General features: G+C 40.0%; 31 protein-coding genes, 1 pseudogene and 1 riboswitch. Of the genes and pseudogenes, 18 read left to right on the top strand and 14 right to left on the bottom strand.

The window, feature by feature from the left end:
• The 5 genes from AC1DVB_RS07625 to AC1DVB_RS07605 form a co-directional block, all read right to left on the bottom strand.
• Nucleotides 1–240 (bottom strand): hypothetical protein, encoded by a 240-nt coding sequence (locus AC1DVB_RS07625; protein WP_052137339.1) that lies wholly within the window; start codon nucleotides 238–240, stop codon nucleotides 1–3.
• A gap of 370 nt (nucleotides 241–610) precedes the next feature.
• Nucleotides 611–1,447, bottom strand: a complete 837-nt coding sequence (locus AC1DVB_RS07620) for a hypothetical protein (protein WP_477588814.1) — start codon at nucleotides 1,445–1,447, stop codon at nucleotides 611–613.
• A gap of 89 nt (nucleotides 1,448–1,536) precedes the next feature.
• Nucleotides 1,537–1,935 (bottom strand): hypothetical protein, encoded by a 399-nt coding sequence (locus tag AC1DVB_RS07615; protein ID WP_034309810.1) that lies wholly within the window; start codon nucleotides 1,933–1,935, stop codon nucleotides 1,537–1,539.
• Between the two features lie 17 nt (nucleotides 1,936–1,952).
• Complete coding sequence (locus AC1DVB_RS07610; protein WP_226990532.1) at nucleotides 1,953–2,180, bottom strand: helix-turn-helix transcriptional regulator; 228 nt, start codon at nucleotides 2,178–2,180, stop codon at nucleotides 1,953–1,955.
• A gap of 230 nt (nucleotides 2,181–2,410) precedes the next feature.
• Nucleotides 2,411–4,369, bottom strand: a complete 1,959-nt coding sequence (locus AC1DVB_RS07605; protein ID WP_477588811.1) for an oxidoreductase — start codon at nucleotides 4,367–4,369, stop codon at nucleotides 2,411–2,413.
• Between the two features lie 336 nt (nucleotides 4,370–4,705).
• On the opposite strand from AC1DVB_RS07605, the gene AC1DVB_RS07600 reads away from it, so the two are divergent.
• The 3 genes from AC1DVB_RS07600 to AC1DVB_RS07590 all read left to right on the top strand — a co-directional run bounded on the left by AC1DVB_RS07600 (nucleotide 4,706) and on the right by AC1DVB_RS07590 (nucleotide 8,307).
• A complete protein-coding gene (locus AC1DVB_RS07600) occupies nucleotides 4,706–6,463 on the top strand; it encodes a sigma-54 interaction domain-containing protein (protein ID WP_477588809.1) in 1,758 nt (585 codons plus the stop codon).
• A 101-nt stretch (nucleotides 6,464–6,564) separates the two neighbouring features.
• Nucleotides 6,565–6,705: a hypothetical protein gene (locus AC1DVB_RS07595; RefSeq protein ID WP_153246165.1), complete on the top strand. Its 141-nt coding sequence runs from the start codon at nucleotides 6,565–6,567 to the stop codon at nucleotides 6,703–6,705.
• Nucleotides 6,706–8,307 carry a sodium:solute symporter family protein gene (locus AC1DVB_RS07590; RefSeq protein ID WP_098863824.1) on the top strand — a complete coding sequence of 534 codons (1,602 nt, stop codon included), beginning with the start codon at nucleotides 6,706–6,708 and terminating at the stop codon, nucleotides 8,305–8,307. It begins immediately after the preceding gene.
• A 238-nt stretch (nucleotides 8,308–8,545) separates the two neighbouring features.
• Here the strand turns inward: AC1DVB_RS07590 and AC1DVB_RS07585 are convergent, their stop codons facing one another.
• The 3 genes from AC1DVB_RS07585 to AC1DVB_RS07575 all read right to left on the bottom strand — a co-directional run bounded on the left by AC1DVB_RS07585 (nucleotide 8,546) and on the right by AC1DVB_RS07575 (nucleotide 10,130).
• Nucleotides 8,546–9,094, bottom strand: a complete 549-nt coding sequence (locus AC1DVB_RS07585) for an SMI1/KNR4 family protein (RefSeq protein WP_057276954.1) — start codon at nucleotides 9,092–9,094, stop codon at nucleotides 8,546–8,548.
• A gap of 184 nt (nucleotides 9,095–9,278) precedes the next feature.
• A complete protein-coding gene (locus tag AC1DVB_RS07580) occupies nucleotides 9,279–9,407 on the bottom strand; it encodes a hypothetical protein (RefSeq protein ID WP_268750812.1) in 129 nt (42 codons plus the stop codon).
• Nucleotides 9,408–9,635: 228 nt separating this feature from the next.
• Entirely contained in the window at nucleotides 9,636–10,130 is a 495-nt protein-coding gene (locus AC1DVB_RS07575; protein ID WP_403191959.1) for a L,D-transpeptidase family protein, read from the bottom strand.
• A gap of 197 nt (nucleotides 10,131–10,327) precedes the next feature.
• Here AC1DVB_RS07575 and AC1DVB_RS07570 point away from each other — a divergent pair, with 197 nt between their 5' ends.
• The 3 genes from AC1DVB_RS07570 (at nucleotide 10,328) to AC1DVB_RS07560 (ending at nucleotide 12,082) form a co-directional block, all read left to right on the top strand.
• Nucleotides 10,328–10,666 carry a hypothetical protein gene (locus AC1DVB_RS07570; protein WP_034309801.1) on the top strand — a complete coding sequence of 113 codons (339 nt, stop codon included), beginning with the start codon at nucleotides 10,328–10,330 and terminating at the stop codon, nucleotides 10,664–10,666.
• 162 nt (nucleotides 10,667–10,828) lie between these two features.
• Complete coding sequence (locus tag AC1DVB_RS07565; protein WP_034309799.1) at nucleotides 10,829–11,554, top strand: ZIP family metal transporter; 726 nt, start codon at nucleotides 10,829–10,831, stop codon at nucleotides 11,552–11,554.
• 156 nt (nucleotides 11,555–11,710) lie between these two features.
• The gene (locus AC1DVB_RS07560; RefSeq protein ID WP_134784576.1) at nucleotides 11,711–12,082 is read left to right on the top strand and encodes a hypothetical protein; all 372 of its coding nucleotides are present in this window, start codon (nucleotides 11,711–11,713) and stop codon (nucleotides 12,080–12,082) included.
• Nucleotides 12,083–12,192: 110 nt separating this feature from the next.
• On the opposite strand, the gene AC1DVB_RS07555 is transcribed toward AC1DVB_RS07560, so the two are convergent.
• From AC1DVB_RS07555 to AC1DVB_RS07545, 3 genes are all read right to left on the bottom strand, one after another.
• Complete coding sequence (locus AC1DVB_RS07555; RefSeq protein WP_477588805.1) at nucleotides 12,193–13,062, bottom strand: 5'-methylthioadenosine/S-adenosylhomocysteine nucleosidase; 870 nt, start codon at nucleotides 13,060–13,062, stop codon at nucleotides 12,193–12,195.
• A 178-nt stretch (nucleotides 13,063–13,240) separates the two neighbouring features.
• Nucleotides 13,241–13,344, bottom strand: a riboswitch (purine riboswitch).
• Between the two features lie 368 nt (nucleotides 13,345–13,712).
• Complete coding sequence (locus AC1DVB_RS07550; protein WP_477588803.1) at nucleotides 13,713–14,180, bottom strand: DUF7878 domain-containing protein; 468 nt, start codon at nucleotides 14,178–14,180, stop codon at nucleotides 13,713–13,715.
• A gap of 294 nt (nucleotides 14,181–14,474) precedes the next feature.
• Entirely contained in the window at nucleotides 14,475–15,398 is a 924-nt protein-coding gene (locus tag AC1DVB_RS07545) for an NAD(P)-dependent alcohol dehydrogenase (protein WP_377333686.1), read from the bottom strand.
• 207 nt (nucleotides 15,399–15,605) lie between these two features.
• Between AC1DVB_RS07545 and AC1DVB_RS07540 the strand changes: the two genes are divergently transcribed.
• The 4 genes from AC1DVB_RS07540 to AC1DVB_RS07525 all read left to right on the top strand — a co-directional run bounded on the left by AC1DVB_RS07540 (nucleotide 15,606) and on the right by AC1DVB_RS07525 (nucleotide 17,542).
• Nucleotides 15,606–16,175, top strand: a complete 570-nt coding sequence (locus AC1DVB_RS07540) for a dihydrofolate reductase family protein (RefSeq protein ID WP_057276949.1) — start codon at nucleotides 15,606–15,608, stop codon at nucleotides 16,173–16,175.
• Between the two features lie 286 nt (nucleotides 16,176–16,461).
• On the top strand, nucleotides 16,462–16,953 hold the full coding sequence (locus AC1DVB_RS07535) for a DUF6773 family protein (RefSeq protein WP_057276948.1): 492 nt from the start codon (nucleotides 16,462–16,464) through the stop codon (nucleotides 16,951–16,953).
• 28 nt (nucleotides 16,954–16,981) lie between these two features.
• Nucleotides 16,982–17,179 carry a helix-turn-helix transcriptional regulator gene (locus tag AC1DVB_RS07530; RefSeq protein ID WP_458357259.1) on the top strand — a complete coding sequence of 66 codons (198 nt, stop codon included), beginning with the start codon at nucleotides 16,982–16,984 and terminating at the stop codon, nucleotides 17,177–17,179.
• A gap of 108 nt (nucleotides 17,180–17,287) precedes the next feature.
• On the top strand, nucleotides 17,288–17,542 hold the full coding sequence (locus AC1DVB_RS07525) for a sigma-G-dependent sporulation-specific acid-soluble spore protein CsgA (protein WP_095678967.1): 255 nt from the start codon (nucleotides 17,288–17,290) through the stop codon (nucleotides 17,540–17,542).
• Between the two features lie 43 nt (nucleotides 17,543–17,585).
• On the opposite strand, the gene AC1DVB_RS07520 is transcribed toward AC1DVB_RS07525, so the two are convergent.
• On the bottom strand, nucleotides 17,586–18,245 hold the full coding sequence (locus AC1DVB_RS07520; RefSeq protein ID WP_477588799.1) for a hypothetical protein: 660 nt from the start codon (nucleotides 18,243–18,245) through the stop codon (nucleotides 17,586–17,588).
• A 146-nt stretch (nucleotides 18,246–18,391) separates the two neighbouring features.
• Nucleotides 18,392–19,255: a LysR family transcriptional regulator gene (locus tag AC1DVB_RS07515; protein ID WP_477588797.1), complete on the bottom strand. Its 864-nt coding sequence runs from the start codon at nucleotides 19,253–19,255 to the stop codon at nucleotides 18,392–18,394.
• A gap of 129 nt (nucleotides 19,256–19,384) precedes the next feature.
• On the opposite strand from AC1DVB_RS07515, the gene AC1DVB_RS07510 reads away from it, so the two are divergent.
• The 7 genes and pseudogenes from AC1DVB_RS07510 (at nucleotide 19,385) to AC1DVB_RS07480 (ending at nucleotide 22,932) form a co-directional block, all read left to right on the top strand.
• Nucleotides 19,385–19,666 carry a DUF2798 domain-containing protein gene (locus AC1DVB_RS07510; protein WP_063575294.1) on the top strand — a complete coding sequence of 94 codons (282 nt, stop codon included), beginning with the start codon at nucleotides 19,385–19,387 and terminating at the stop codon, nucleotides 19,664–19,666.
• Nucleotides 19,667–19,811: 145 nt separating this feature from the next.
• Nucleotides 19,812–20,030: a DUF1659 domain-containing protein gene (locus AC1DVB_RS07505; protein ID WP_053536156.1), complete on the top strand. Its 219-nt coding sequence runs from the start codon at nucleotides 19,812–19,814 to the stop codon at nucleotides 20,028–20,030.
• A gap of 43 nt (nucleotides 20,031–20,073) precedes the next feature.
• Nucleotides 20,074–20,292, top strand: coding sequence for a DUF2922 domain-containing protein (locus tag AC1DVB_RS07500; protein WP_057276944.1), 219 nt, complete (start codon nucleotides 20,074–20,076; stop codon nucleotides 20,290–20,292).
• Between the two features lie 41 nt (nucleotides 20,293–20,333).
• Entirely contained in the window at nucleotides 20,334–20,489 is a 156-nt protein-coding gene (locus tag AC1DVB_RS07495; RefSeq protein ID WP_034309764.1) for a YvrJ family protein, read from the top strand.
• A 156-nt stretch (nucleotides 20,490–20,645) separates the two neighbouring features.
• Nucleotides 20,646–20,849 (top strand): annotated as a pseudogene (locus AC1DVB_RS07490) (KGG domain-containing protein); the annotation flags it as partial.
• A gap of 154 nt (nucleotides 20,850–21,003) precedes the next feature.
• Nucleotides 21,004–21,450, top strand: a complete 447-nt coding sequence (gsiB, locus tag AC1DVB_RS07485; RefSeq protein ID WP_477588794.1) for a glucose starvation-inducible protein GsiB — start codon at nucleotides 21,004–21,006, stop codon at nucleotides 21,448–21,450.
• 135 nt (nucleotides 21,451–21,585) lie between these two features.
• The gene (locus AC1DVB_RS07480) at nucleotides 21,586–22,932 is read left to right on the top strand and encodes a DUF3238 domain-containing protein (protein ID WP_477588792.1); all 1,347 of its coding nucleotides are present in this window, start codon (nucleotides 21,586–21,588) and stop codon (nucleotides 22,930–22,932) included.
• A gap of 76 nt (nucleotides 22,933–23,008) precedes the next feature.
• On the opposite strand, the gene AC1DVB_RS07475 is transcribed toward AC1DVB_RS07480, so the two are convergent.
• Entirely contained in the window at nucleotides 23,009–23,401 is a 393-nt protein-coding gene (locus AC1DVB_RS07475) for a thiol-disulfide oxidoreductase DCC family protein (protein ID WP_477588790.1), read from the bottom strand.
• A 366-nt stretch (nucleotides 23,402–23,767) separates the two neighbouring features.
• On the opposite strand from AC1DVB_RS07475, the gene AC1DVB_RS07470 reads away from it, so the two are divergent.
• Nucleotides 23,768–24,739, top strand: a complete 972-nt coding sequence (locus tag AC1DVB_RS07470; RefSeq protein WP_230137665.1) for an acyltransferase family protein — start codon at nucleotides 23,768–23,770, stop codon at nucleotides 24,737–24,739.
• Nucleotides 24,740–24,927 lie beyond the last annotated feature (188 nt).

Raw genomic sequence — 24,927 nt, 5'->3', positions numbered from 1 at the left:
TTATTTCTTTTTGTGATATTTAGTTTGAAACTCAAAAAATCCTGGAGTTTTATCAACGTCGTATCTATTTACGATTTTAATAATCAAAATAACTAATTCTTGAGTTAAATCTTCTCTTTCTTGTTGTTTTGTTTGAAATAATGATTTTAGAATCTTAGGTTGAAATAAAAAGATAACCGGCTCTAACTTATGAGGTTTAGACTTAGCTTCACTCACCAATTCATATAAATCTTTCTTCATTTTATATCCTCCTTAACATCTATAACATTGTTTGTTATTGAGTTAAATAATACTATAATTGGTTATTTAATCCTATTTTACAGAAAGAAATAATTGGAGCATATGTTTGTTAATGTTCCTTTTTTAACCTAGGGATAATAGGATATTCTACAGCTCAAATGGGTAGTAATCGGGATTTGAAAAATAACTATCCACTATCCACATTGCCATTGTTTCCTGCAGCACAACCAGAATATTAGAATTTTCCCCCTTCTCTTCTTAAAGTCCGAAAGTCACAAATAAAACAACCATTTTAGTGATTTTCTTAATTTAGTTTTTTAGTATTTTAAAATAGAAAAAGAGACTGCCTAAACTAGACAGTCTCTGAAAATTATTTTGGACATTCTTTTGGTCTTGCAGCACCTGGAACACACATTCTGCAGGTCCATGCAGCACCTACAACTGCAACTGCACATACTGCACATACAATACAAGAAAGGGGATTTAGACAGGTACAGCACGCACCAAGACAACTTCCATATATAATCAAACAACTATTCCAAGTAGAACATCCTAATTGTTTGTTCATACATGCTGCCCATGATAGAGAACAAGAATCTGCCTGGATTGTTACGATTTCTCCATTTTCGTGAACAAATATTCTTTCATTACCAATTAAAATAGCTGGTTTCATATTACTTTCATCAATAGATAGCATACCAACTAAATTTTCCTTTTGGTATAAAGGAAGAGAAAACATATTTAGGGAGTCTGAAAGTACTTTACCTTCTTCTTTATCTTCTAAATACTTGGTGTTCTGAATTACATACTCTTCATCATTGTTTAGAGTATAACCAACTTTAGTAATGTGCTTTGATAGTTTGTTAAATTCCTCATTTGAATAAGCAAGTTTACGAAAATCTGCTAATAGCTTATCATCTGTCGTTTTAGTTGCAACGTTATAAAGGTAGGACCCATTTACTTCGGTGTAATGTACTTCACCATCTAATCCTTCGTGTGTTTTCACAGGAATAGTAAATTGCTTACCAATCGTACTTTCCATTTTTGCAACTTTTCCTTCATTTAACACAGAATAATCAATTTCGTTTGCCTGCAACTTACCAAAGTCAGCTGCAAGATTAAATTGGGATGTTACTTTTTCCTGGATTATCTCTTTAAATGATTGTTTTTCTAGGGCATTTAAAGATAATGGTTTAATGATTGTCATTTAAAATCCTCCTTATAATTTTTTACCTTACAATTCTATAAGGGAGGATTTACTAACTTTTTTACAACCTATATGAAGTTTTATTTGGATTAGTGTACAAAGCGTTGCACAATTTGAGAAATCATAAAAACCAACAAACTTGAAATAATAGCTCCGACCAAAATATTATAGCCTGAAATGAAATCATTATAGAATCCAATTGTTCCAATCAATAAAAAAATTAGAATAAAAACATATGATATAGAGAGAGAAACTAAAATTTTACGAAAAACACGTTGATCTGCAACAACGTAACTATCGTTCCACTTATCGTTTTTTTTCTTGACTAAGAAATTAATTACTTGATAACCCATAACAAGAGAAGCTATCCCCCACATAATCCAGAAATTACTTCCTGTTTCATCTACAAAAATTGAATAACATGAATATCCAAAGCCTAAGAACAAGCACATATAACCAACTAAAAGCATCCACTTTTTCAAACGCATAAAGATCCCTCCTGAATTTAATCTGTTTTTTCTTCTAAAAAGAATAATTTATCGATTGGTTCATTTAATACAGCAGAGAGCATTAAAACAATTCCTATTGAGGGTTCGTATTTTTGTTTTTCCAAAGCAACAATGGTTTGTCTGTGTACACCTATTCGATCCGAAAGTTCTTCTTGAGTAAAATCATGTAATCTTCGAAAATATCTCACGTTGTTTTTTACTTTTCCTCTTTTCAAATTCTCCACCTCTTATGTATAGTATTATATACAAAATGGATTGAAAATAATACATTTTGAAGGATAAAAGGAATTGAATTGGAGATAAAGAGAAAAAATTAGAGTATATAATAGTTGTTGCTGTTGGTTTATATTAGTTTAAAGTGTTAGACAAGAAGATAAAAATAATAAGCAGGTCGTGCCAGACCTATATCATCAAAAGAAAGAGACATCCCCCACCAAAGGATGTCTCTCCCCTCCTATATACTAATAACACTCATCATCCCCTCATGCGTCGCTTCCTCAATCGTCCGTGGTCCAAGGCAATCCCCAATCTGTTTCACAATAGGCGCATGGCCTTTCATTTCTTCGAATAGTTCTGTGTTGGGTATGCGGCCAAGGGAGAGGACGATGGAGTCCCAGTTGGTTAGTTCTTGTTTTTGTTGGGTGAATAGGTTCCGGATGATGACGTGATTTTCTTTGATTGCCCCGATGTCGTAATGGGGAAGGAGTGTGACGTTTAGGTTGTATAGTTTTTTTAGGTATTCGTTCCTGAGATATTGGTGAACGGTTTCACCGATGTGCAGTCGTGATGATATGAGTGTGACGTGGCGGCCTTTTTCGGCTAGGTAGATGGCTGCTTCCATGCCGGGCCAGTCGCCGCCAAAGTCGAATACGAGTACGTTGTCCCCGACTTTTTTGGTTGAGCTGAAGAGGTCATCACTCATGATGATCCGTGGGTCATCGATTCCTTCGATGGCTGGTGTATAGGGCCGTGAGCCGGTTGCACAGATGATGGCGTCCGGGTTCGCTTCGGATATTTCTTGAGCGGTGGCTGTTTTGCCTAATTGCACATTTATATTGCTTCTCATTAGTTTCCGGGAGTAGTTATCGAGCATCGATTCTGCGAGTTCATGCCTCATCGGTGCTTTGCGCATGGTACGAAGCAGGCCGCCGATGGATTTGCTTTGATCGATCAGTGTCACGGAATGACCTAGTGAATCCGCGGTTATGRCTGCCTGTAATCCGCCAGGTCCTGCGCCAATCACGAGGACATTCTGTTTGCTTCTTGTTTTCTTTAATTCTGGCAAGATCCATGCTTCTTTACCGGTTGTCGGGTTTTGGACACAGCCAATCGGCAGTCCTTTATGATAGTGACCGATACAGGCTTGTAAACAGCCGATGCATGCATCGATTGCTTGCAGGTCGCCATCTTTTGCCTTGTTGGGCATGTCTGGGTCGACGATTAAGGCCCTGGTCATTCCGACGACATCGGCTTTTCCGGTTGATACGATCTGCTCGGCTTCAACGGGGTCGACGATTCGATTGCCGACAAAGACCGGTACGGCTCCCGCCATCCTGATTTTGAATCCATGTGGTGAAAGGTATGCGTGCTTTATCGGTGATGGCGGCACGATATGGGTTGATCCCTCGAAGGTACTTGAATCTCCGGCTGTGACATTAATGAAATCTAATCGGACTTTTTCCGCGAGATATTCGACGATTTGCACGGAATCCTTCATCGTAGTCCCGTCCATCGTCAGTTCATCTGAACTCATGCGAATGCCGACGGTAAAGTCTTCCCCGACTCTGTCCCATACCTTCTCCAAGATTTCCACAATGAATCGCATCCGATTTTCGAATGATCCGCCATAGAGATCCGTACGTTTATTTGTATGAACCGACCAAAACTGGGCAGGAAGATATCCGTGTGAACAGCAAATTTCCACTCCATCAAGTCCGCCTTCCTTTGCCAGCTGTGCTGAATGGGCGAATCCTTCTATCACTCCATCAATATCCTCCAAGCTCATTGGTTTTGGCATCACACCGAAGCGCAGGCTGGGAACGGCGGATGGCGCCCATGCCGCATTTCGGTAGTCGCTCGATACGACTTCCCGTCCGCCATGGAATAGCTGCGAGAAAACCTTCGTTCCATACTTATGAAGCGTTTCGGAAAGCTCTTTGTAGGCATCGACAATTCTTTGGTCATACCCTGCGATCGTTTTGGACGTAAGCATGCCGGATGGATGTACGGATGCTGCTTCAAGGATGATCAATCCGACGCCCCCATTAGCACGGGCTTCATGATAGGCGACCATATCCGAAGTGGGGATTCCGTCCGTGACGTGATTTGTTTGATGTGCTGTACTTAAGATCCGGTTTTTTAATTCAGTAGAACCGATCGTTAATTGGGTAAACAGATTCTTGAATTGAGCCATATCCATGACCACTCCCTAATGTTAGATAGAATGAGAGTATAGAGGGCATCCGCCTCTACCTATCCCTATACAGGTTCAATATGCAATAACCATGCCGTTCCAGGGGAATGTGGTTTCATAATCGTTTTTTTACTTGGATAAAGAGGGTATGGCTCATGGGTATCGTATTTTATAGATAGATAAGTGAACCTTTTTTGGAAAGCGGTGATTCATAAAAGGTTCAGTTCTGAATTTGTTGATTTAGAGACATTCGCCGCTTCTGAAAATGATACTTATTTCTTTTCGTATCAAAAAGTGTAACAAAAATGGTTCGCAATCAAAATATGGGGTGAAGTGATGGAAGTAAAAAAGGAATCACTAATTGTATTTTCCGATATTTCTATTTTGGATGTAAAATCCTTGCTGAAAATTAATTCTTCGCCTTTTATTGTCATGAAAAATCACTTGGAGATCCTCGGCATATTGGATGAAGGTTTCTTTTTGAAGAGATTGGATAGCGATGGCGATAATCAGGAAATCACGGCTTATCTTAATTCATCGTTTGTCGTCGTTGATGATTTAGATAAGCTTAGTGAAGAGGATATGAGCACCTATGATTTTGTGATTCAACATGGTGATAACCAATATAGCTGCCATCCGATCTCTGAAGTCAGGGAAATGCAGCTTAAAAAGAAGATGAATAGCTTAATTAGTCTAAATGAATCACTGCAGAAAGAGCTGGAAGTGACAAGAAAGAAGGTAAAGGAGCTCACGCAAATCCTAGATTCCAGCTATGATGAAATCTTCGTGACGGATGCGAACGGGGACACGCTATTCGTGAGTGAGGCGTGCAAGAAGCTTACCGGGCTGCCGCCGGAGGCCTTTATTAATAAGAACATTAATGAGTTAGTTGATAAGGGATTGATCGTCAATTCGGTTACATTAAAAACGATGAAAACGAAAGCGATCCATTCGGCGGAGCAAACCTATCCGCATGGGTTGACGGTATTCAGCACAGCGAAGCCGATTTTTGATGAGGAGGGGAACTTATATAGAATCGTTTCGAACTCCAGGGATATCACGGAATTGGTTGAGATGAAGAGTCAATTGAATAGAGTGAACCTTAGGAACCAGCGGGCCCAGCATGAAAATTCGAGAACCGTTTCTTTCAATAACTTCATTACAAATTCGGATAAGATGGTAAAGGTTTTTGAGTTAGCTGAAAAAGTCGCCCCGATGGATTCTTCCATCTTCATCCATGGAGAAACCGGAGTCGGAAAAGGGGTTTTAGCAAGGGTCATTCACGATCTCAGCAGCAGAAAGGATAAGAGTTTCATTCAAGTGAATTGCGGCGCGATACCATCGGCTTTAATTGAGTCCGAGCTGTTTGGCTACGAAAGCGGTGCATTTACGGGAGCTAATAAGCACGGGAAAAAGGGGCTGGTTGAGAGTGCTGATGGCGGCACGTTGTTTCTTGATGAAATCGGGGAAATGCCGCTCGACATTCAAGTGAAAATCCTCCATCTGGTCCAGGATCGAACATTCATGAAGGTGGGAGGAACGAAGGAGAAAAAGGTGAATATTCGCATCATCTCCGCCACGAATAAAGACTTGAAGCAAATGATCAAGAATAATCAGTTCCGCGAAGATCTATATTATCGGCTGCATGTCGTTCCAATGGAAATACCGCAGCTGCGTGAGCGGAAGGAAGATATCTTATTATTAACCGATTATTTTCTGAAGAAGTTCAATGAAAAATACGGTCAATCCATCACGATCGATGATCATTCCAAGTTAATTCTGCAGCTGCAGGATTACCCGGGCAATGTTCGGGAGTTGGAAAATGTAATCGAACAAATCGTCGTCACGGCTAGAAAGCCTATCGTAACGATAGAGGATTTGCCTTCCGATTTAACCTACAAAGATACGGCACTGGTCAATTTAACAGGAATCATTCCCTTGAAAAAAGCGTTAGAGGAAACGGAAAAGCAATTATTGTCACAGGCCCTTTCCACCTATAAATCAACCAGAAAAATGGCCAAAGCCCTGGAGGTCAGCCAAACGACGATCATGCGCAAACTGGGCAAATACCAATTTAGCTATCAGGACGATTAATAATAAATTAACCTCTATTAAAATCTGAATATTCAAAAACTTGGTATGGATATTGCATATTTAATGATTGATTATTTCTATTTTGATAAGGGGGTCAAGAAATGGGTGAGCTGATTTTCTCTTTAAGCTATGGGGGTTCCTTAATTGTCATGGGGTGGATCACGAAGGTTTTCCTAGTAAGAATGAAAAGAAATCAAGAAGAAATAAAAGCAAAAGATCCGATTGAAAAGGTGGGGATGTAAGTGGCCTTTCTCCTTGGTATTATCATATCCTTTTGTGTGTATGTCTCGATTGGCATCTTTTTATTCAGGAAAGTGAAAAGCTCAGAGGAATACTATGTTTCTGGAAGAAGCGGAAACACATTGATGATTACGGGTACGCTTGTTGCCTCTTTCCTAAGTACGGTATCTTTCATGGGAGAAGCGGGATTTTCCTATGAAGGGTATCCGATCCTGCTGCTTATCCTCGTTATTTTTAATGCAAGCGGCTATATATTCGGAGTGTTCCTGTTTGGCAGGTATTTAAGAAGAAGCAAATCATTGACCGTTCCTGAATTTTTTGGTAACCGCTTTCATTCTAAGAAGGTAAGGCTGGCGGCTGCGATCACGACGATTCTTGGAATCGCTGCATACTTGGTTGCCGTTACTCAAGGGGCAGCCGTTTTATTGGCCGAGGTTTCTGGTGTTTCCTATCCAATGGCTCTGGTGATCATGTGGGTCGTGTATTCATCCTTCACCATTCTTTCAGGAGCGAAGGGCGTCATGGTCAATGATACGGTGATGTTCTTTTTATTCTCGATCGCAACGTATCTTAGTTTTCCTTATATCATCAAATCTGCAGGCGGGTTCCCAGATGCCGTTATGAAAGCGGCAAACCTGGCTGAACGGCCTGATTTATTAAGCTGGCATGGCATTACCGGACCTGCCGCAACGATGGGCACTCCTTGGGAAGCATTGGCCTGGGCCGTCATCATGGGCTTGGTCTGGGGCATTGTCATTGCCGTGAGTCCATGGCAAAGTAGCCGATATTTAATGGCCAGAAATGAACATGTGGCCATCCGGGCCGGCGTTTGGGCAACGATATCCATTTTGACCGTCTATTTGTTTCTCCATATCAGCATATCGACAATCACCACCATTAAAGCGGATATCGCCCCGACGGAAAAGGTATTCATTTGGGCAGCGATGAATATTGTCCCGACATGGCTTGGAGTCATCATCGTCAGCGGCATCATGGCTGCCGCATTATCATCCTGTTCGAGCTTCCTTCAGATTATAGGAAGCAGCATTACACGGGATATCATGGAACAATCGCGGAAAAAGGAATATACCGATCATCATCTATTACGGGCTAGCCGCATTTCCATGGTTGTGATCAGCTTGATCATTCTATTGATTGGATTGTTCCAGCCACCTGCCGTCATGTGGATCGGCTACTTTGCGGCTACACTATTTGCGGCATCATGGGGACCGATTGCCATATCAAGCGTATTCTCAAAGAAGGTAACGAAGGAAGGCGCATTTTGGAGCATCGTATTCGGCTTCGTTGGCGTGATACTTGGAGAAAGTCTCGGCATGTTCGGAATAAGCCTTCCCGTTTACCTCAATCCTGTCATCATTGGTTTAATTTTAAGCATAGGTGCACTTATCATTGGCTCCAAGTATGGAACGATCACCATCGAAGAAAGGGAATTTCATGCAAATATTCTTCAAACACCGATTGAAATAGACGAGCAAAAAGAAATGAACATCACCCGCAGATACCCAGCCTATTTAATGATCAGCGGCGTCATGATCATCATGGTTACACTGGTGTTTTATTATTGGCCGATTAATATGAATTGAATGAGATGGCAGGGGGAACCTCCTGTCGTTTTTTCTGTAACTAGCTAAATTTMAAACTATGTATCATTATGCCTATTTTCCCTCACCTTCTAAAGAAGAGTCTGAACATAACGATATCGCAGATGATATATCTCAAACAAACAAAAACGACAATAAACAAACAGTGATACTTGAAATCGAATCGAAATAATATTCAAAAAGATCGACTGCATTAATTAGCAATCGCTCTTTTATTTTTTTACCTAGTTCTATAGTAGTTTTCAGCTGTGTATATAGGCCAGCTCCAAAACACTTCACCTTGTGAAATAATGTAGCGGTCTAAAAAGATTTCAAAATTAAGATTTAGAGATGAAAGTTCTGTGAATTCCATAATACAAAGGTAATTTGGATTCCCACTCTTTAGTTTTTCGGTATCTAGTATTAGATAACAATCATTCAACAGATGTGCAATCGGAATCCCGTGTTCACTTAGATATTCAATCTCTTGATATTCTTTTATTTCGTCTAAACTAAATATCTCAAGACCGCCTCCTATGTTAATATCGTCTTCTGCGATCAATTCATATATTCTTGCCCCATTATGGAGTGTTAAGAAGGCCTTATAGTCTTCAGGAAGCTTGATGTTATTTTCCCTTTCAAACAATTCAATTTCAGTTGTTTGTATTGGAGCATTAAAAGAACAAGAAACGCTACCAACTTCACCTTCCTCTGATATTGTCTTCATTTGTTCGTTGTTATCCAACAATTTTTTAAGTCCAGATAGGGTGTTATGTACAAAATGACTCAATTCACTAATCCCCTCCATTATTAATTAATATGAAGCCCGCCAGAGTTACTGTTTGTTGATGGAGTCATCTTGGCAATGGAAATAAATTAGACATCGAGTTTGTTCCGCCATATTTTATTGGCAATTCATGATGTATCATTTCGATGTGGAACATGCTTTATTGAAACAGAAATCAAAAGTAAAATCATTCAATGGTTTCAGTAGTTGTTTTTCCTTCAGTTGGAGCGTATTTATAGAATGTCATGCCTGCTGACCCAAGAAGAATAATGACTACTAGAACACCAGTAACCCACATGATGATTTTCTTTTTCATATTTTTCACTTCTTAGATGCTATCGTTTCATTGCTCTTACCTACTTAATTATTAATAATATCATGCAATATTTAATTGTAAAATAATTACTTTTTAGGGGGCGGTTTTTTTAAATCAAAACAAAAAGGAACAGCCGACGTCAGGCTGTCCTCTTCAGTCTCCACATTATCTTCATGATACGTGCCTACCAACCTCTGATAAAAAACCTCCAGAGTTATTAATCATCCATTAAGGATGAATCGTAACCGGTGTCCCGATTGGAACAATCCTTGATAATTCCTCCACGTCCCGATTATGCATGCGAATACAGCCTTTTGAGACGGCTTTACCAATTGAGCTGGGATCGTTCGTTCCATGAATGCCGTAGTGTTCCTTGGATAGACTCATCCACATCGTACCGAATGGGCCTCCGGGGTTGGGGGCTTTATTAATGATGATGAATTTTCCTACCGGTGTACCGAACAGCATTCTTCCAACGGCGATCGGGTATTGCTTTTGCAATACTCCATTTTTTAGCAGCCTTAGCTTACGATTGTTAACGGACACATCGATTCTAAATGGAATGGTATCAGGAGGGGGAAAACCAGGGATCATAATGGGTTGGCCAGGATAAATGACATTAGGGTTTATGGTCGGGTTAGCAGCGATGATTTCAGATAGTGGTGTACGATAGTCCCTGGATATCTGTGTCAGTGTTTCACCAGGTTTCACTGTATGAATCAGTCTGAACACCTCCATAGGTTATAGTGGTCACGTTACATTCTATGTGAATTTTTAAAAGTGTTTCGTAACTCGCTGTTATCTGTTTTTAATAAAACTTATATGTTAAGTAACTAAGCCGAAAAGAAACCGAAATGTTCTTTTGATAAAATAAGTTTTTATGGAGAAGATTTTTTGTTAGTTAAAGAGGGGGAATAAGGGTGGAGGAACATGTGAAAAAGGCTTTAATCGAATGGAATGAAGAAATCAGTGATGTATTAAATGGGATAGAAAAAGAGTATGAAGAAGTTAAGCGTGACCTTCAGGTTTATTCCTATAAATTCAATATTACTAAACAAGTTGTACAATCCACTATAAATGATGAAATTATTCGAAACATCCGCGAGCTCTATCATAAACCTTTTGAACAAAAATTGAACGAATTGAAAGAGTCGATAAAAGAGCTGGAAGAAAAGAGAAAGGTTTTTCAAATGTTTGTCGATAAAATCGAAAAGGTTAGTGAAAGAGAAGAAGGAAAACCGCAAATATCAGTCATATAAGGAAGCGAAGAGTAGTACTCAGTACAACTCTACTATTCTATACGAAAACCATGGCAGCGAATATACCTGCTTTTTTTTGCTGGAATAGCCAAAAGCGGCCCCTTGTTTACCCCAACATCAACCCGGGTACACTATCCTATAAAAAGGAAATGGGGGAATTCTATGTGGAATGCGGTCTTTTGGGGAGGGGTATCGGGTTCTGCCGTCCTGCTTGGCGCACTTGCCGCCATCCTCATTCCGATAAAGAAAAACATCATTGGCTATATTATGGCCTTTGGTACGGGTGTATTGATTGGTGCCGCGGCATATGAGCTCCTTGCTGATTCGGTGAGTGATGGAGGAATCTGGGCGACGGGGATCGGATTCATAGCAGGGGCCGCCGTGTTTACTGCCTTGGATTTTCTTATTTCCAAAAAAGGTGCGGATAAAAGGAAACGGTCCAATAATAGCTCTTCGAAGGAAGCGGGCCTAGCCATTTTCATCGGGACGGTGATGGATGCCATACCGGAGTCGATCATGATTGGCGCAAGCTTAATAAGCGGCGGCTCGGTAAGCTGGCTATTGGTCATTGCCATCTTCATCAGTAATATTCCGGAGGGGCTCTCAAGTACAACAGGTCTGCTCAAAAGTGATTACTCCAAGAAGAAAATCATGCTGCTGTGGTTTTCCGTCCTGATCATTTCGGCACTTTCCTCGATGTCGGGCTATCTATTCCTCGATCATGCCCCGGACTATGTCCTGGCAGCGATGGCAGCCTTTGCGGGAGGGGGAATCATCGCCATGATCGCCTCAACGATGATGCCTGAAGCATATGAAGACGGAGGGCCGATCACGGGCATATTCACCGCTGCGGGCCTGCTTATCTCTTTAGTTCTGGATTCGATGTAAGATTGTCCCCTTGGAAGGAAGGGGGGCAATTTTTTTTGTGAATTCTATCATGAAATGTACAAGGAATCTATCTCGAAAAAGAATTGTTGGTGTTAAAATATCATTTCAAATCATACACTCTTCATATAGATTTTAGACATTGAGGAGCTGTTGGAAATGAACTTCGAGATGCAAATAGCGAATATGTTAGCTGATAATTTAAAGGGTTTCATTACATTCGTCCGGGAAAATCATGAAAATGAAAACAATTGCTTTTGTTTAAATAAAGATAAATTGTATCAATTGAAGCTTCTTGTTGAGGAGTTTAAGTTTCAAGTATTGGCCGATGAACTTAAACGGATCAACCGGTTTACCTGGGATGAAAACTATACGCTCTTATTAGTTGATAGATTCAGAAAAGGGATGGCAATCATTGAAGAGTACGTTGAAAATAACTACAGCGATTTATTCATTTTCACCGCTAGACTTTACACGTTGAATAGCCTCAGCTTAACCTTTTGCAAGGAGGAAGAATCAATAGTCAGCTAATTAGGGCACCCGCGAAAAAAAGAAGAGCACATATTATGTGCTCTTCTTTTTTTTCATTATAGGGATAGTTGACCAAAAAGATTCTAATTCTATATGCTCCGAGCCCGATCTTATTTGCTTGGCATCGAAGAGATATATTTTTTGACCACTTCATACACATATTCTTGATTGGCTGCTGCTGTATTAGGGTTATATTTACCGCCATTCACTTTATTATTGGATAGCACCCGTATACCTAGGAAGGGCACATCGTAAGCTTTGGCGATTTGTGCTGCCGAAGCTCCTTCCATTTCTTCAACAGATGTACCATATTTCGTATGGAACCATTTAATCCGATCCACTTCATTATTCCAAACGTCTGCAGAACCGATAGTACCATCGACAACCTTACCTTTTGTGTAAGTATCCTTAACTGCATGAGCAGCTGCGAGTAAATCCTTATCTCCTTCGTAGAAGCGTGGTTTTTCAGCATTAGGATCTTCTCCTGCACTTCCTTCAGAAGCCATTAGGTCCATTGGTTTCCAAACGGTTGGATCGATTCCTTCGTTTTCAGCTTTATCGGCCGTTTTTAATGAACCTAGGTTTACCGTTCTTTCTCCTAAAACAATATCAAAAACGTTTAAGCTTGGATCATGTCCGCCTGATGTCCCTTGATTGATGATGGCAATAGGGTTATATCTTTCAATGGCCAATGCTGTAGCGGCAGCCGTATTTTCCATCCCTTTACCTGTTTTTGCAACGATTACAGGATAATTGTCTAAAGTTCCAATGTAAAATACAAAATCCCCTGATTTTTCTTCTTTAACATTTTCTAGCTTTTTAGCGAAATTTTCAGCTTCGATTGGCATTGGACCTTGAATCATGATCGGCCTTTGAGTCTTTTTTTCGACCGTTTCATTTTTGGAAGTGGAACTGCAAGCTGCAATCACCGACACGAAAAGTAAAGTAATGATTCCTAATAGAGTGTACTTTTTTAACATGTTTTTTCTCTCCTTAAAAACAAATTATCCAATTGTTTGAAACACTCGCAGTTGTGGTCAAAGAAAAAGGTCCAGAACGGCAGAATGAATGCTGCCTTCTAGACCTACGATAGTTAAAGTATAGATAATCAAGCAAAAGTGAAGCGATTGCTAAATCATTAGCTGCTCAAAAAGCGGGCGGCCGAATACTTTAACTCGTAGTCTAGTTCTTTAACTGGGAACCAGGTAGAAACGCTCAGACCATATTTCCGAGCTTATACGAGTAATTACGATTATTACTTTGCTAATATAACAAACAAATGCTAGATAATCAATAAAAAAGTGAACATTAAAATATAAATATAATATAATGTTCGTGTTTAAGGGGGGCTAATTCGATAATAACGTTGATTTCCACTCCAGGCACTCGCTTTCCGCGGGCGGTCGTGGAGCCTCCTCGGCTTGCGCCTGCGGGGTCTCCCCTAGACGCGCTTTTCCCGCAGGAGTCTCGTACCTTCCGTTCCAATCAACTGGAGAGTTTTTCAAATAAAAAAATATAGTCAAACTGACTTTTTCTCTAGTTTGACTTTAGTCTGGAGAGGGGTGGAATGGCCTCATCCCGAACCATATAGGGATGAGGCCAAAAAGCTTCTAATTCTTTATTAAAATAGTTAACCTTTTAAAGGTACTTTCCCTATGAAAGTATTCATTTGAATATCATAATGATTTTCAATATCCCTCCCAAGCCTGTTTGTAAGTTGGGTTAGCTTTTGTACTATATAGCTTAATTCAAAAACATTGTATAATTTATTCACTTCCCAAATGGATGCTAGTCTTGCGCTATTTCCAAAGGGAAGTAAAGAAATTATTGCTTCATCTTCATCAAATTCCAAAGAATAATATTTGAATTCTTGTACGTCTCTACCTTTTTTGTTTGTTTGTACCCATTTTAGTAAATAGAGATAAAATTCTAACAATGCAATATCCGCATGGAAATATATATCATTATTTATTTTAATTGTAAGAATCCCCTCAACCCTTAATGCAACGGCAGGAGAATGCCTTAAATCAAAGGGAATAGAGTCTTTATCAGTTGTAAACTCATATTCAAATTTTACGCTATTGGATAACTTGTCCATATTTTACCATCATATCCTATCACCTTTTTATTTTTACATGGAAGCTAAGGTTATGCTTACCATGCTATATTAAAACAATTAAAAATAAAAGAGATTTATAGTTAAAAATTCCTAGATAGGGTTAATTTATATTTGTGATTAAATGCTAAAACTCCTACGGAAAAATCCATAGGAGTATGAGGTTGGGATTCGGTCATTAGAATTATTGGAGCCATTCTCTAAAAGGAGAAAGATTCCAGAAGCTGAAACATGGGTGACAAAAGTACGCAAAAAGCGGCGGTATGCAAAGTGCTGTCAGGGTTTATCATGAACCAAAGTTATCACGACATTTCCTTTTTTATGTCCTAGCTCTACGTATTTATGAGCTTCGGGAATCTGTTCCAGCGGGTAGCGTTTATCAATGACCGATTTTAATTCTCCAGTTTCGATTAGCTCTTTGAGAAATAGTAAATCTTCCGTACGTTCCTTTGCTATTCCCTGTCCTTCAACTGAGACATATCGCCCGTTCGCGGTCAGTGCTTTTTTGCATGTGGCTTTCGAACTTTTCCCGACTGCATCAAAGATGATATCATATTGCTCTTGTCTTTCCGAAAAATCCTCTTCCATATAATCAATTACTTTATCGGCTCCCAATGATTTCACCAATTCAAAATTAGCGGCACTGCATACTCCGGTAACTTCTGTTCCAAAGTATTTGGCCAGCTGTACCGCGGAAGTGCCCACCGAACCGGATGCGCCATAGATGAGGACTTTTTGTCCGTCCTGGATATTGGCTTTTCTGAAAAAATGCAGAGCTGTCGTTCCACCAAAAGAAACGGCGGCAGCTTCTTCATAGGTCATAGTGGCAGGCTTCATTGCGATTGGGCCGTCTTCAGGTAAGCATGTGTATTCGGCATGGGCCCCGAAATTCATTCCAGTCATGGCAAAAATCTGGTCGCCTTTTTTGAATTTTGTCACATTCCTCCCCGTGTCTTCTATCTCCCCGGACAACTCCACTCCGAGTATCGGTTTTCGCGGTTTTCTAAGGCCCAGGAACATTCGCATCGGCAGCCATAATAAGAAAGGGCTATTGAAACTCCGGACTCTTACGTCCCCAGAAGCCACTGTTGCCGCGTGAACCTTTACCAGTATTTCGTTGTCCTTTGGGGTTGGCTTTACTACCTCTTTGAGTTCCAGAACATCGGGTGAACCGTATTTCGTGCATACCATTGCTTTCATCGCAAGTCTCCTTAGTTTTTGATACAATCTTTTAATACTATGATAGAAGCTGTAAGATAAAACTAACGTAACTGAAGTAACTTCTGATGAAATGTTGAAAAGCAGTGATTATTCATGGGGATTCCCTGAGGTAATAAGAGTACGTTCATTCGGATAAAGCCGCGAAACCTTTGGCTTTGCTGATAAACGGCAAAAGGAGATTAAAGAATGACCATTAATGAAAGACCAAGAAGAATTATTTTAGATTTAGCAGTTACATTAGATGGATTCATTGAAGGGCCGAAAGGAGAAATTGACTGGTGCATTATGGATCCTGAAATGGGGTTCATTGATTTCTTGAATCAAATTGATACTATTTTTTATGGAAGAAAAAGCTATGACTTATGGGGGCAATATACGCCAGAAAATGAGGTATCCGATACTGAAAAAGAAATGTGGAATATCGTTCATGGCAAACAAAAATTCATGTTTTCCAAAACAAGAAAAAGCACTGATAATAACGTAACGATCATAAATGAAGATATTGTTGAAGAAGTAAATAAATTAAAGAAAAAGCCCGGTAAAGACATCTGGCTGTATGGCGGGGCAAGTCTTATTACATCTTTTATAAAATTTGGGCTGGTTGATGAATTTAGGTTATCTGTTCACCCTGTTGTTTTAGGGGAAGGAAAACCCTTATTTATTGACATGAATGAGAGATTGAATCTAAGACTGGTTGATACGAAAACCTTTTCCTCTGGCGTTGTCCAACTTTGCTATCATCTTAATGAAGAGTAATTGTTAAGCATGATGAAATATACTTGTAAAATGATGAATTCACGAGTAAAACGTTGAAATTCACGAGTAAAACCCAAAAACTCACGAGTAAATGCTTAGAATTCACGAGTAAATCCCCAAAACTTACGAGTAAAGCCATAAATAGGTATCCATACTTGATGTGTGGGTCCCTTTTTTTATACATAATGCAATTTATAAATTATAAAATGTAATATATATGTTGCAAAAAGCAAAATGAATCATATAATAAGGGTAAGCGATGGAATTAAATGGAGGTCGATTAAAGGTGAATCTATTTAAACGAACGAAAAAGATCACGGATGAGCGGATTGAGAATGTAAGAAATAAAATTTATAAAGAAATGTACTATGTCATCTTGGTCATTTGCCTGGCGAGTGCACTTTTCAAATTATATAAATATGGTGCAGGCAGCGGGGAGTTATATCTGGAATTCGCGATCCTTGTTGGAGGGGGGCTGTATTACTTAGCTCGTTCGATTTTCTTAGGTGTATTCTGGGATGAGGTGGAGATGCATGACCGCAACAGCAAAACGCCGATGAGCAGGAAGACGGTTCTTGGGGCGGTTGCTTTAGCACTTATCATCGCTATATTCATGGGCGTGAATAGTGCTGTATCCTATGCCGATGGCAGTTCCCAGGGCGTATGGTATTTTGTATTGGTATCGTTTGTATCCGTCATGATCTATTTGCCGATTTTACTTCTGTTTTTTGGCGGTATATACTTGCTGGCGAAGAAAATCGGAATGAAAAATAGCTAAGATAATAAGAAATAGTAGGTGCTGTCCCTTGAAAAATATAAAACTGAAGCTTGCGAGAGTAGAAAAGGACTTGTCACAAGAAGAACTGGCCAAGATTGTCGGCGTATCCAGGCAAACGATAGGATTGATTGAATCCGGAAGGTATAATCCCTCATTAAGTTTATGTGTCGGAATTTGTAAAGCATTATCCCGTACATTGGATGATTTGTTTTGGGAGGAAGACTAATTGGGTATCCATTGACTTGGATATCTTTTTTTTCAGGAATTTATCATCAAAAAATGGGGGAAGGTATAGCATGTAAGCAAAAATCTAACATTCGAGAGGGATGGTTTGATGGATCGTACGATTGGTTACTTACGTGAGATATTGTCTAACTATACGGACCAATATCCTGAAGCGCAGGAAATATATAATAAAATCAAAAGCGGACACTTTCATTCGGAAGAAGAACTCGTCAATAAGCTATCCGGTAAAGAAGCCGGTCTCCTTAACCATATTCTTCCTCAGGAAATCAAGCATGCAAAGGAAGCGAGTGATTCCGAACGGGTCACGCAATTATCAGAGGTATATGAACTGATTATTATATGATGAAACCTTGTCCATGATGATCATGGACAAGGTTTTGTTGGTTTTATTCCATTTCACTAAGTGAATCCATATGACTGGCTATCATGGCGATGATCGTGCTTGCTTCTTCCTTGCTGAAAATGAAATTCGTTTCATCCTTTATCAGGTCATCATCCGCTGTTCGAATCCGATTGATCCGTTTCAGCACACCATCACCCGTCTCCTGAACGATACCGAACTGGTAGGTGACCTCCACTTCATTATCCTGGATATAGGCAGTCACTTCAGGCGTTTCCCAATCTACATCGATCTCGTATATATCGGAATTTTCGCCGTCAGGATCATACAAATCATCATTATCATCATCCATATCCATTTCATATGCATAATCGTAATCATCATCATTCTCATCTTCTTCCAAATAGTTATGGAAGCTCTCATGGACAGCATCGATGATATCTTCAATATCCGAAAGGATGACCTTGCTGATCTGCCCTAAATCCGGATCGAACGATTCCATATAAAATTCTTCATTATACGGATCAAAAAACAGCGAGGAAAAATAATCCCGCTCATCGTCTTCAAGCTCTGTATAAAACTCGATGCGTGGATGCTTAGATCCGCGCTCCACGATCATACTGCCATTGCGATCGTATTTCTCACAAATTGATTTAAGATGATCCTGCAATTCCCCGCTTACTCTGTCAAACCATTCTAATGACATCAACATCCACTTCCTTTCGAGATTATTATTTCCCAGAAAAGCCGAACATGACATGCCATTTAAAGGCAGCTGCAATTTAACTTCGCATCAGGAATGTCGGTAATAAAAAAAGAATGTAAAGGGAAAATAAGATAAAAGCAAAAACGTTAGATTTCCCTATACCTTTCAATGATAAAGTCAATAAAATACCTGCTGGCGATTGGCAATACCCTTTTATCCTTATACGCCAAAGTAATGGTTCGGATAATAGAAGGAGAGATGCTTTTCGTTACAATATTATAGGGACATTTATGTAAGAGCAGTTTCGGTAAAATCGAAATGCCAAGCCCTTGTTCAATCATGGACATAATCGCATAAGGATCATATACCCGGTATTGTGTATCAGGTTCAAAATCGTACTGTTTAAAAATCAATAATGGTTCATGTATCACTCCCTCATCCAACAGAATATAAGGATCTTTTAGCAATTCCTCCAAGGAGACTTCTGTGAATGATGTTAAAGGATGATCTACTGGCATCACAGCCACCATCTCATCTTCTTGCAAGGGAATCGTAGTTAAATCCGAAACATTTGAATTCACAAAGCCAAAGTCTACGCTGCCTTCTTTAATCCAGTTCGAGATTTCCGTATAATTTCCTTGATGTAATTCGAAATGTACAGTTGGATAAAGTTCCTTAAAATCCTTGATCAATCCTGGTATCCAATGACATGTAACACTGGAAAAGGTGCCAATTCGAATAAGGCCGCTTTGCAGTCCCTCCATCTCTTTATGCTTTTCAGTCAGTTCCCTATGTGAATTGCAAATCTTCCTGATATATGGCAAAAATTCCTCGCCATCTGGTGTCAGTGTAATACCCTTTCGAGAACGTAAGATAAGAGTGGTGGAAAGCTCTTCCTCTAATGAATGGACCATCTGGCTAATGGCGGACTGCGTATAGCCAAGTTCCTCAGCCGCTTTTGTAAAACTGCCTGTTTCTATGGTTTTGATAAAAGCATAATACGAATTCAACCGAACTGACCCCTTTGCATTAGTAATTCTAATAGAACTATTATAAAAATTGGTTTTACTAATGTAAATGGAAGAAATAAAATATAGTTGGAATCTAAAATTAAATCATGGAGTTGAAGCAGAAAAATAATGAAGATTAACGTTAAATACAGAAATATTATTTATGCATGTTTAATGGCTTTTTGTATGTCCTTTTTTATTTCATTCATATTAGTTTCAATAAATAGGGGGTATGATCATCAATTCTTATCTGCATGGTTAAAAACTTGGTCACAGGCTTTTATTTGTGCTTTCTTTGGAGCTTACTTCTTTCCGAGAGTCATACAACAAATAATGAGAAGAATTAATTTTGTAGAAAAACCGCTCATGATTGAGAAGGATTTATTAGTGAGAGAAGAAGACAATGGATGATGCCAGTAGATAATTAAAAGGATTTCCTGATTTTAGTGCTGCCCAAATGATGGGGAGCCTTTTTTGCGTTTCCCTGCAAAATTTCAAGATCATGCTACTTTCATCCTGTAAAAGTTTATATAGAGTGTGAAAGGGGGTGAGTGGCATGGCAAAGCAGATTCCAGTTTCAAGTACGTTGCGGATCGACTTTGAGACGGGGTTAAATGAAAAAGGGGCTCTCGTTTTCAAGCGGAGGACCTTTTCGAACATCAAGGTCGAGGCGACGGCGGATCAATTGTTTTCGACGGCTGTTGCAATCACAAGTGTGCAGAATTATCCAATGGGTGAAGTGACCAGGGTCGATATGTATTCATTGATTGGCTAAACGGTATTTGGAAAGATGCCGAAAGCGGGGGAGGTGATTGGAAATGGCTAAAGTACTGGAATTGATTTTCGTTACGGAGGAAGGAAAGTCAGCGACGATTTCCGTTGATAATCCGAAGGAGCCGGTCGAAGTGAATACGATTAAACTGGCAATGGAAAAAATCATTGCGGGGAACGTGTTCGTTACATCTTCAGGGGATTTCGTCGATTTGAAAGCGGCACGCCTTGTCGAGCGGAATGTCGAGGAAGTGGAACTCATCTAAGAACCGGTCTTGTTGGTCACCCTGGAAGAGAGGTGGAAAAAGTGGATCAAATCCTGCCGTTTGTCAGTGATATTGGGTTCCCGATCATTGTTACCCTTTATTTGCTTCATAGGATTGAAACGAAATTGGATACTTTGAATGAAACCCTTGTGGAGCTGCCAGAACGCCTGCGAGAAGGAATTCCGAAGTCAGGTTAAGGATAAGCGGGGAGCCTCGTGGGTGATAGCATCCATGAGGCTTTTCCTATTAAAATGGAAAAGTTTTAATAGATTCTAGTTTTATATCAAAACTATCGGGTATACATAAAACTGTAGCTAGTTCATCAAAAATCCAAATAATAAGGAGGAGTTTTAATGGCTAACAACAATGAAAAAATGAGCAGGGAAGAAGCTGGCCGCAAAGGCGGAGAAGCTACAGCAAAAAATCATGATAAGGAATTTTTCCAAGAGATTGGTCAAAAAGGCGGAGAGGCCACTTCCGAAAATCATGATAAGGAATTCTATCAGGAAATCGGCAAAAAAGGCGGAGAGGCTAGAGCCGAGCAACGTGATTCCGATTGAAAAATGATCAAACTTAATGGCGGGGAAAAAAGCCGCCGCTAAAAAAACGATTTGAAGTTTATAGCTGAATCTAGTTTTATGGCTGTTCAAGCGGGTACATGACATATGTAGCTAGTACATGGAAAATCCAAATAATAAGGAGGAATTTTTAATGGCTAACAACAATGAGAAAATGAGTCGCGAAGAAGCAGGACGTAAAGGTGGAGAAACAACAGCGAAAAATCATGATAAGGAATTCTATCAAGAGATTGGTCAAAAAGGCGGAGAGGCCACTTCAGAAAATCATGATAAGGAATTCTACCAAGAGATTGGCCAAAAAGGCGGAGAAGCAACCTCCCAAAATCATGATAAGGAATTCTATCAAGAGATTGGCCAAAAAGGCGGAGAAGCCACTTCCGAAAATCATGATAAGGAATTCTATCAAGAGATTGGTAAAAAAGGCGGAGAAGCCACTTCCGAAAGTCATGGCAAGGAATTCTATCAGGAAATCGGCGAAAAAGGCGGAGAGGCACGGGGCAATCAAAGTGATGATTCCGATGATGGAAAAATGAGCCGTGAAGAAGCAGGACGCAAAGGCGGGGAAAAAAGCCGCCGTTAAAATATAATCCAGTGAAACTTATACATGACCGAGGGAGTAAACATTCCCTCGGTTTTTTTATGCCAGCACAGCACATCGCAAAGTGTGCTCAGGGATTAAAGTGGGTAAAGAATAACACCTAGAAAAGAAGAGGTGATGAAGAAGTTGATTGCCCATTATTCATTTCCCCGTTTAAAAGTAGGCGGAGTTACATTCACTGCACGGCATTCATTGCTTGCTCTTGGTCTTGCGGGAATTGCTTATCTGCTTTCCAATAAGAGGAAGCATCAAGCGGTATTCAAAACGGCTTCATTGATGTGCAAAATTGAACGGAAAGAGGATTCCATCAAGCTTATTTGGCCTGATGAAGGTGGTTACTATCGGGTATTCAGGGGGCGAGAGCTGATTTACAGCGGCTCGGAGCCGAAGATGGCAGATCGGGGTCTGGCCCCAGGAACCATCTATACGTACACGATAGATAGCTTGAATGAAAAAGAACAGGCAGTGAACAGGATGAAAATACAGACATCAACGACCGCCGAAAATAAAAAAGAGGATAATATCCTTTTGGATTTGGTATTCACGACAATTGTCGCAAAAGGCCAAGCCAGCCTGGAATGGGAGCCCATCAAGGGAATAAAAGAATATACGATTTATCGAAACGGCGTGGATATTGGGAAAGTGAGCGGATGTTCCTTCAATGATCGGAGTATTAGTGAAAATCAGGAATACACATATACCATTAAAGCGAAGCGGCCCCTTCCGCGCTCGGAGCAGGAGTCCTTTGCCGTGAAATCCCTTGTAGCGAGTATTGTCGGAGCCGTAAAAAAAGGTTCATCCCAAGCAAAGGCGGCGATCGAGGAAATAACGAATACTAAAAAAGTAGGACCTGTAAAACAGCTTTTGCAGTCAGTTGAAAACGATGTGGATGGTAAAAGGAAAAGAAATTGGCAGCTGCGCTATTCCACTTTTTTACCGGAAGAGTGGCTGAAAAACCCCAATCTGGCCTCAAAGGTTCCCTATTTTAAAGGAGACAACCGCGGGTTTGATCCTGAATCATCCCGTTTCCGGACCAGGGTCGATGTGTTCATTCACGAAAAGGAAAGGGAAGCCCAGATTGAATTTTCCAAAGCGGTCGGGAAAAGTGAGGCCTACAACCATGATGGGGATTTCCTTGAGGAGGGAGTGGCCTCGGATGAAGGTGTTATAGTGAAGCGCGTAGTATCCAATCATGAGAAAACGACAATCCAGCTGACACACTCTGTAGGCAATCCGATCATCATTTCACCTGCCGTGGATTATAAAGTGATCGGGACCTTTTACCGAAATGGTGAAATCAATATCGCCGGCTATCATGATCAGGCCCCGCATCACGAAGTCTACCTAAAGGAGGCAGACGACCAAAACTGGGAACCGCTGCACCTAGCGGAAAACAAAGGGCTCGAAATGATGGCGCACCCTACGGCCAATCATTTATGGAGATACTCCACATTCACACAATGAAAAGGACGAAAAGCCAAGAGCGCTTATCGTCCTTTTTTTTGTTGAGGACCAATGCCAATCCAACCACTACATTTTTTTATAAAAACCGCTTTCGAACACTTGGCGACGGCAGCATACAGCTTTCTTCTTTCTTTCCGAACCATTTGTAACGGTTCCTGGCAATGAAATCATAAACGAAGTTCCGGATGAAGCTTGGGACGATGATGAAACCGTAAAGCAATTTCCATGCCCCTTGTAAGCGGCGGCAAATCCTCAAGGCTGCAGACGATTTATAGTAGGCCTTATCCTTTTCGATCAGCACCATGCTATCTATATCTACAGGAACATCATACTTCTTCAGCAACTCTTGTCCTGCCTCACTTTGAAGCGAAGCGTAATGAAAAAGCCCCTGCGGATCCCGCTTGATAATGAACTGGACACTCGAATCGCAAAAGTTGCATTCACCATCAAACAAAATGACCGGATTCATGAACATTCCTCCCATAGAGAGACGTTATCATACTCATGCTTATATAATACACTACCCGTTTTGAAAAGACGAAAACGTCTGGAACTGCCTGGAGTTTTGATGATGGAAGAGATTGTTCGTTCCGGCAAGTCACTAACGGGTACGTAAGCCAATAAGCGGGTGTACCCATATATAGGCAGTTTTTTGACTGTTATCAAACTGTTATTTTCCATTAACTAAACTGTAAACAAGCTGTGATATGGTAGATACTCCAATGAAGTTACAAGCCGGCAATCCTATAGTAGAGGAACGCCGGCTTTTTCATTCAAACCATAAATGAGGGTTAGAAAATATAACTGGCAGTTTCTTTATAGGAGGTAAGATTTCATGAAACGTGATCCGTATTTTGATAATGCGAAAGCTGTCTTAATCGTACTAGTTGTTTTGGGGCACACATTAGCTAGAATGGTGGAAGAAAACCAATGGATTTTAACTATTTATCTGTTTGTTTTTTCATTCCATATGCCAGCTTTTATTTTAGTATCCGGTTATTTTTCCAGGAAGATAAAAAGTAAAAAGGACCTCTGTGGGCTCATTAAGAAAATACTAATTCCCTATGTAATATTCCAGGTGATATATACCTTCTATTATCGGAAGGTATTTGATGAACCAATAGACTTCACAATATTGACTCCAAGATGGGCTTTATGGTTCTTAATAAGCTTATTCTGCTGGAATATATTATTGTTTATATTTTCCTCCAGGAAATATGGAATCGCTCTTTCAATCATTGTCTCTCTAATAATCGGTTACTTTGGTGAAGTGAATGAATGGTTAAGTTTGTCGAGAACCTTCTTTTTCTTTCCTTTCTTTTTAATTGGTCATTTTTTAGAAAAAAATCATTTTGAATGGGTTAAAAAGAAAAGTAATGCCCTGATCGGCTGGGCTGTACTAGGGTTGATCTTTATCGGTATTTATTTCAATGGGGAAATGACTTGGAGGGAATGGTTTTATGGCCGCTTAGGTTATCAGGAATTAATGGAAGGCTCCATTGCCCTCGGTTTTATATATAAGTTACTCGTATATTTAATTATGGGAGCAGCAACTTACTGTTTTTTATGTATAGTTCCTAAAAAACAAACGTTTTTTACTGAAATAGGATCCATTACATTAGGTATTTATCTTTTTCACATGTTTTTTCTGGAATATGTTTACAACTCATTTATTTATGATTGGATCAAAGAAAGTGGCCAATACTATGTTTTATTAGTCATACCTGTAACCATAATATTTATATTATCAAGAAAACCGATAGTAAAAGTGGAATGTGCGTTAATAGGAATGAAAATGAAAACATAACAGAATTCTAACACTGTAGACAAACTCGATGAAAACAAGTTTGCTCAATTTTCATTTAGGTTTGTAAAACATGGAAAGTCCATTTCCACTCCAGGCACTCGCTTTCCGCGGGCGGTCGGGGAGCCTCCTCGTCGCTTTGCGCCTGTGGGGTCTCCCCTCGACGCGCTTTTCCCGCAGGAGTCTCGCAC

It is taken from the genome of Peribacillus sp. P4_D6, from assembly GCF_056401795.1.
This window is presented reverse-complemented; position numbering and strand designations above follow the sequence as displayed.

What these genes read in the sequence shown, in the direction of transcription:
- AC1DVB_RS07625 (WP_052137339.1), bottom strand. Translation starts at nt 240, where the DNA reads ATGAAGAAAGATTTATATGAATTGGTGAGTGAAGCTAAGTCTAAACCT.
- AC1DVB_RS07620 (WP_477588814.1), bottom strand. Translation starts at nt 1,447, where the DNA reads ATGACAATCATTAAACCATTATCTTTAAATGCCCTAGAAAAACAATCA.
- AC1DVB_RS07615 (WP_034309810.1), bottom strand. Translation starts at nt 1,935, where the DNA reads ATGCGTTTGAAAAAGTGGATGCTTTTAGTTGGTTATATGTGCTTGTTC.
- AC1DVB_RS07600 (WP_477588809.1), top strand. Translation starts at nt 4,706, where the DNA reads ATGGAAGTAAAAAAGGAATCACTAATTGTATTTTCCGATATTTCTATT.
- AC1DVB_RS07595 (WP_153246165.1), top strand. Translation starts at nt 6,565, where the DNA reads ATGGGTGAGCTGATTTTCTCTTTAAGCTATGGGGGTTCCTTAATTGTC.
- AC1DVB_RS07580 (WP_268750812.1), bottom strand. Translation starts at nt 9,407, where the DNA reads ATGAAAAAGAAAATCATCATGTGGGTTACTGGTGTTCTAGTAGTCATT.
- AC1DVB_RS07565 (WP_034309799.1), top strand. Translation starts at nt 10,829, where the DNA reads ATGTGGAATGCGGTCTTTTGGGGAGGGGTATCGGGTTCTGCCGTCCTG.
- AC1DVB_RS07560 (WP_134784576.1), top strand. Translation starts at nt 11,711, where the DNA reads ATGAACTTCGAGATGCAAATAGCGAATATGTTAGCTGATAATTTAAAG.
- AC1DVB_RS07555 (WP_477588805.1), bottom strand. Translation starts at nt 13,062, where the DNA reads ATGTTAAAAAAGTACACTCTATTAGGAATCATTACTTTACTTTTCGTG.
- AC1DVB_RS07550 (WP_477588803.1), bottom strand. Translation starts at nt 14,180, where the DNA reads ATGGACAAGTTATCCAATAGCGTAAAATTTGAATATGAGTTTACAACT.
- AC1DVB_RS07545 (WP_377333686.1), bottom strand. Translation starts at nt 15,398, where the DNA reads ATGAAAGCAATGGTATGCACGAAATACGGTTCACCCGATGTTCTGGAA.
- AC1DVB_RS07540 (WP_057276949.1), top strand. Translation starts at nt 15,606, where the DNA reads ATGACCATTAATGAAAGACCAAGAAGAATTATTTTAGATTTAGCAGTT.
- AC1DVB_RS07525 (WP_095678967.1), top strand. Translation starts at nt 17,288, where the DNA reads ATGGATCGTACGATTGGTTACTTACGTGAGATATTGTCTAACTATACG.
- AC1DVB_RS07520 (WP_477588799.1), bottom strand. Translation starts at nt 18,245, where the DNA reads ATGTCATTAGAATGGTTTGACAGAGTAAGCGGGGAATTGCAGGATCAT.
- AC1DVB_RS07510 (WP_063575294.1), top strand. Translation starts at nt 19,385, where the DNA reads ATGAAGATTAACGTTAAATACAGAAATATTATTTATGCATGTTTAATG.
- AC1DVB_RS07505 (WP_053536156.1), top strand. Translation starts at nt 19,812, where the DNA reads ATGGCAAAGCAGATTCCAGTTTCAAGTACGTTGCGGATCGACTTTGAG.
- AC1DVB_RS07500 (WP_057276944.1), top strand. Translation starts at nt 20,074, where the DNA reads ATGGCTAAAGTACTGGAATTGATTTTCGTTACGGAGGAAGGAAAGTCA.
- gsiB (WP_477588794.1), top strand. Translation starts at nt 21,004, where the DNA reads ATGGCTAACAACAATGAGAAAATGAGTCGCGAAGAAGCAGGACGTAAA.
- AC1DVB_RS07480 (WP_477588792.1), top strand. Translation starts at nt 21,586, where the DNA reads ATGAAGAAGTTGATTGCCCATTATTCATTTCCCCGTTTAAAAGTAGGC.
- AC1DVB_RS07475 (WP_477588790.1), bottom strand. Translation starts at nt 23,401, where the DNA reads ATGAATCCGGTCATTTTGTTTGATGGTGAATGCAACTTTTGCGATTCG.
- AC1DVB_RS07470 (WP_230137665.1), top strand. Translation starts at nt 23,768, where the DNA reads ATGAAACGTGATCCGTATTTTGATAATGCGAAAGCTGTCTTAATCGTA.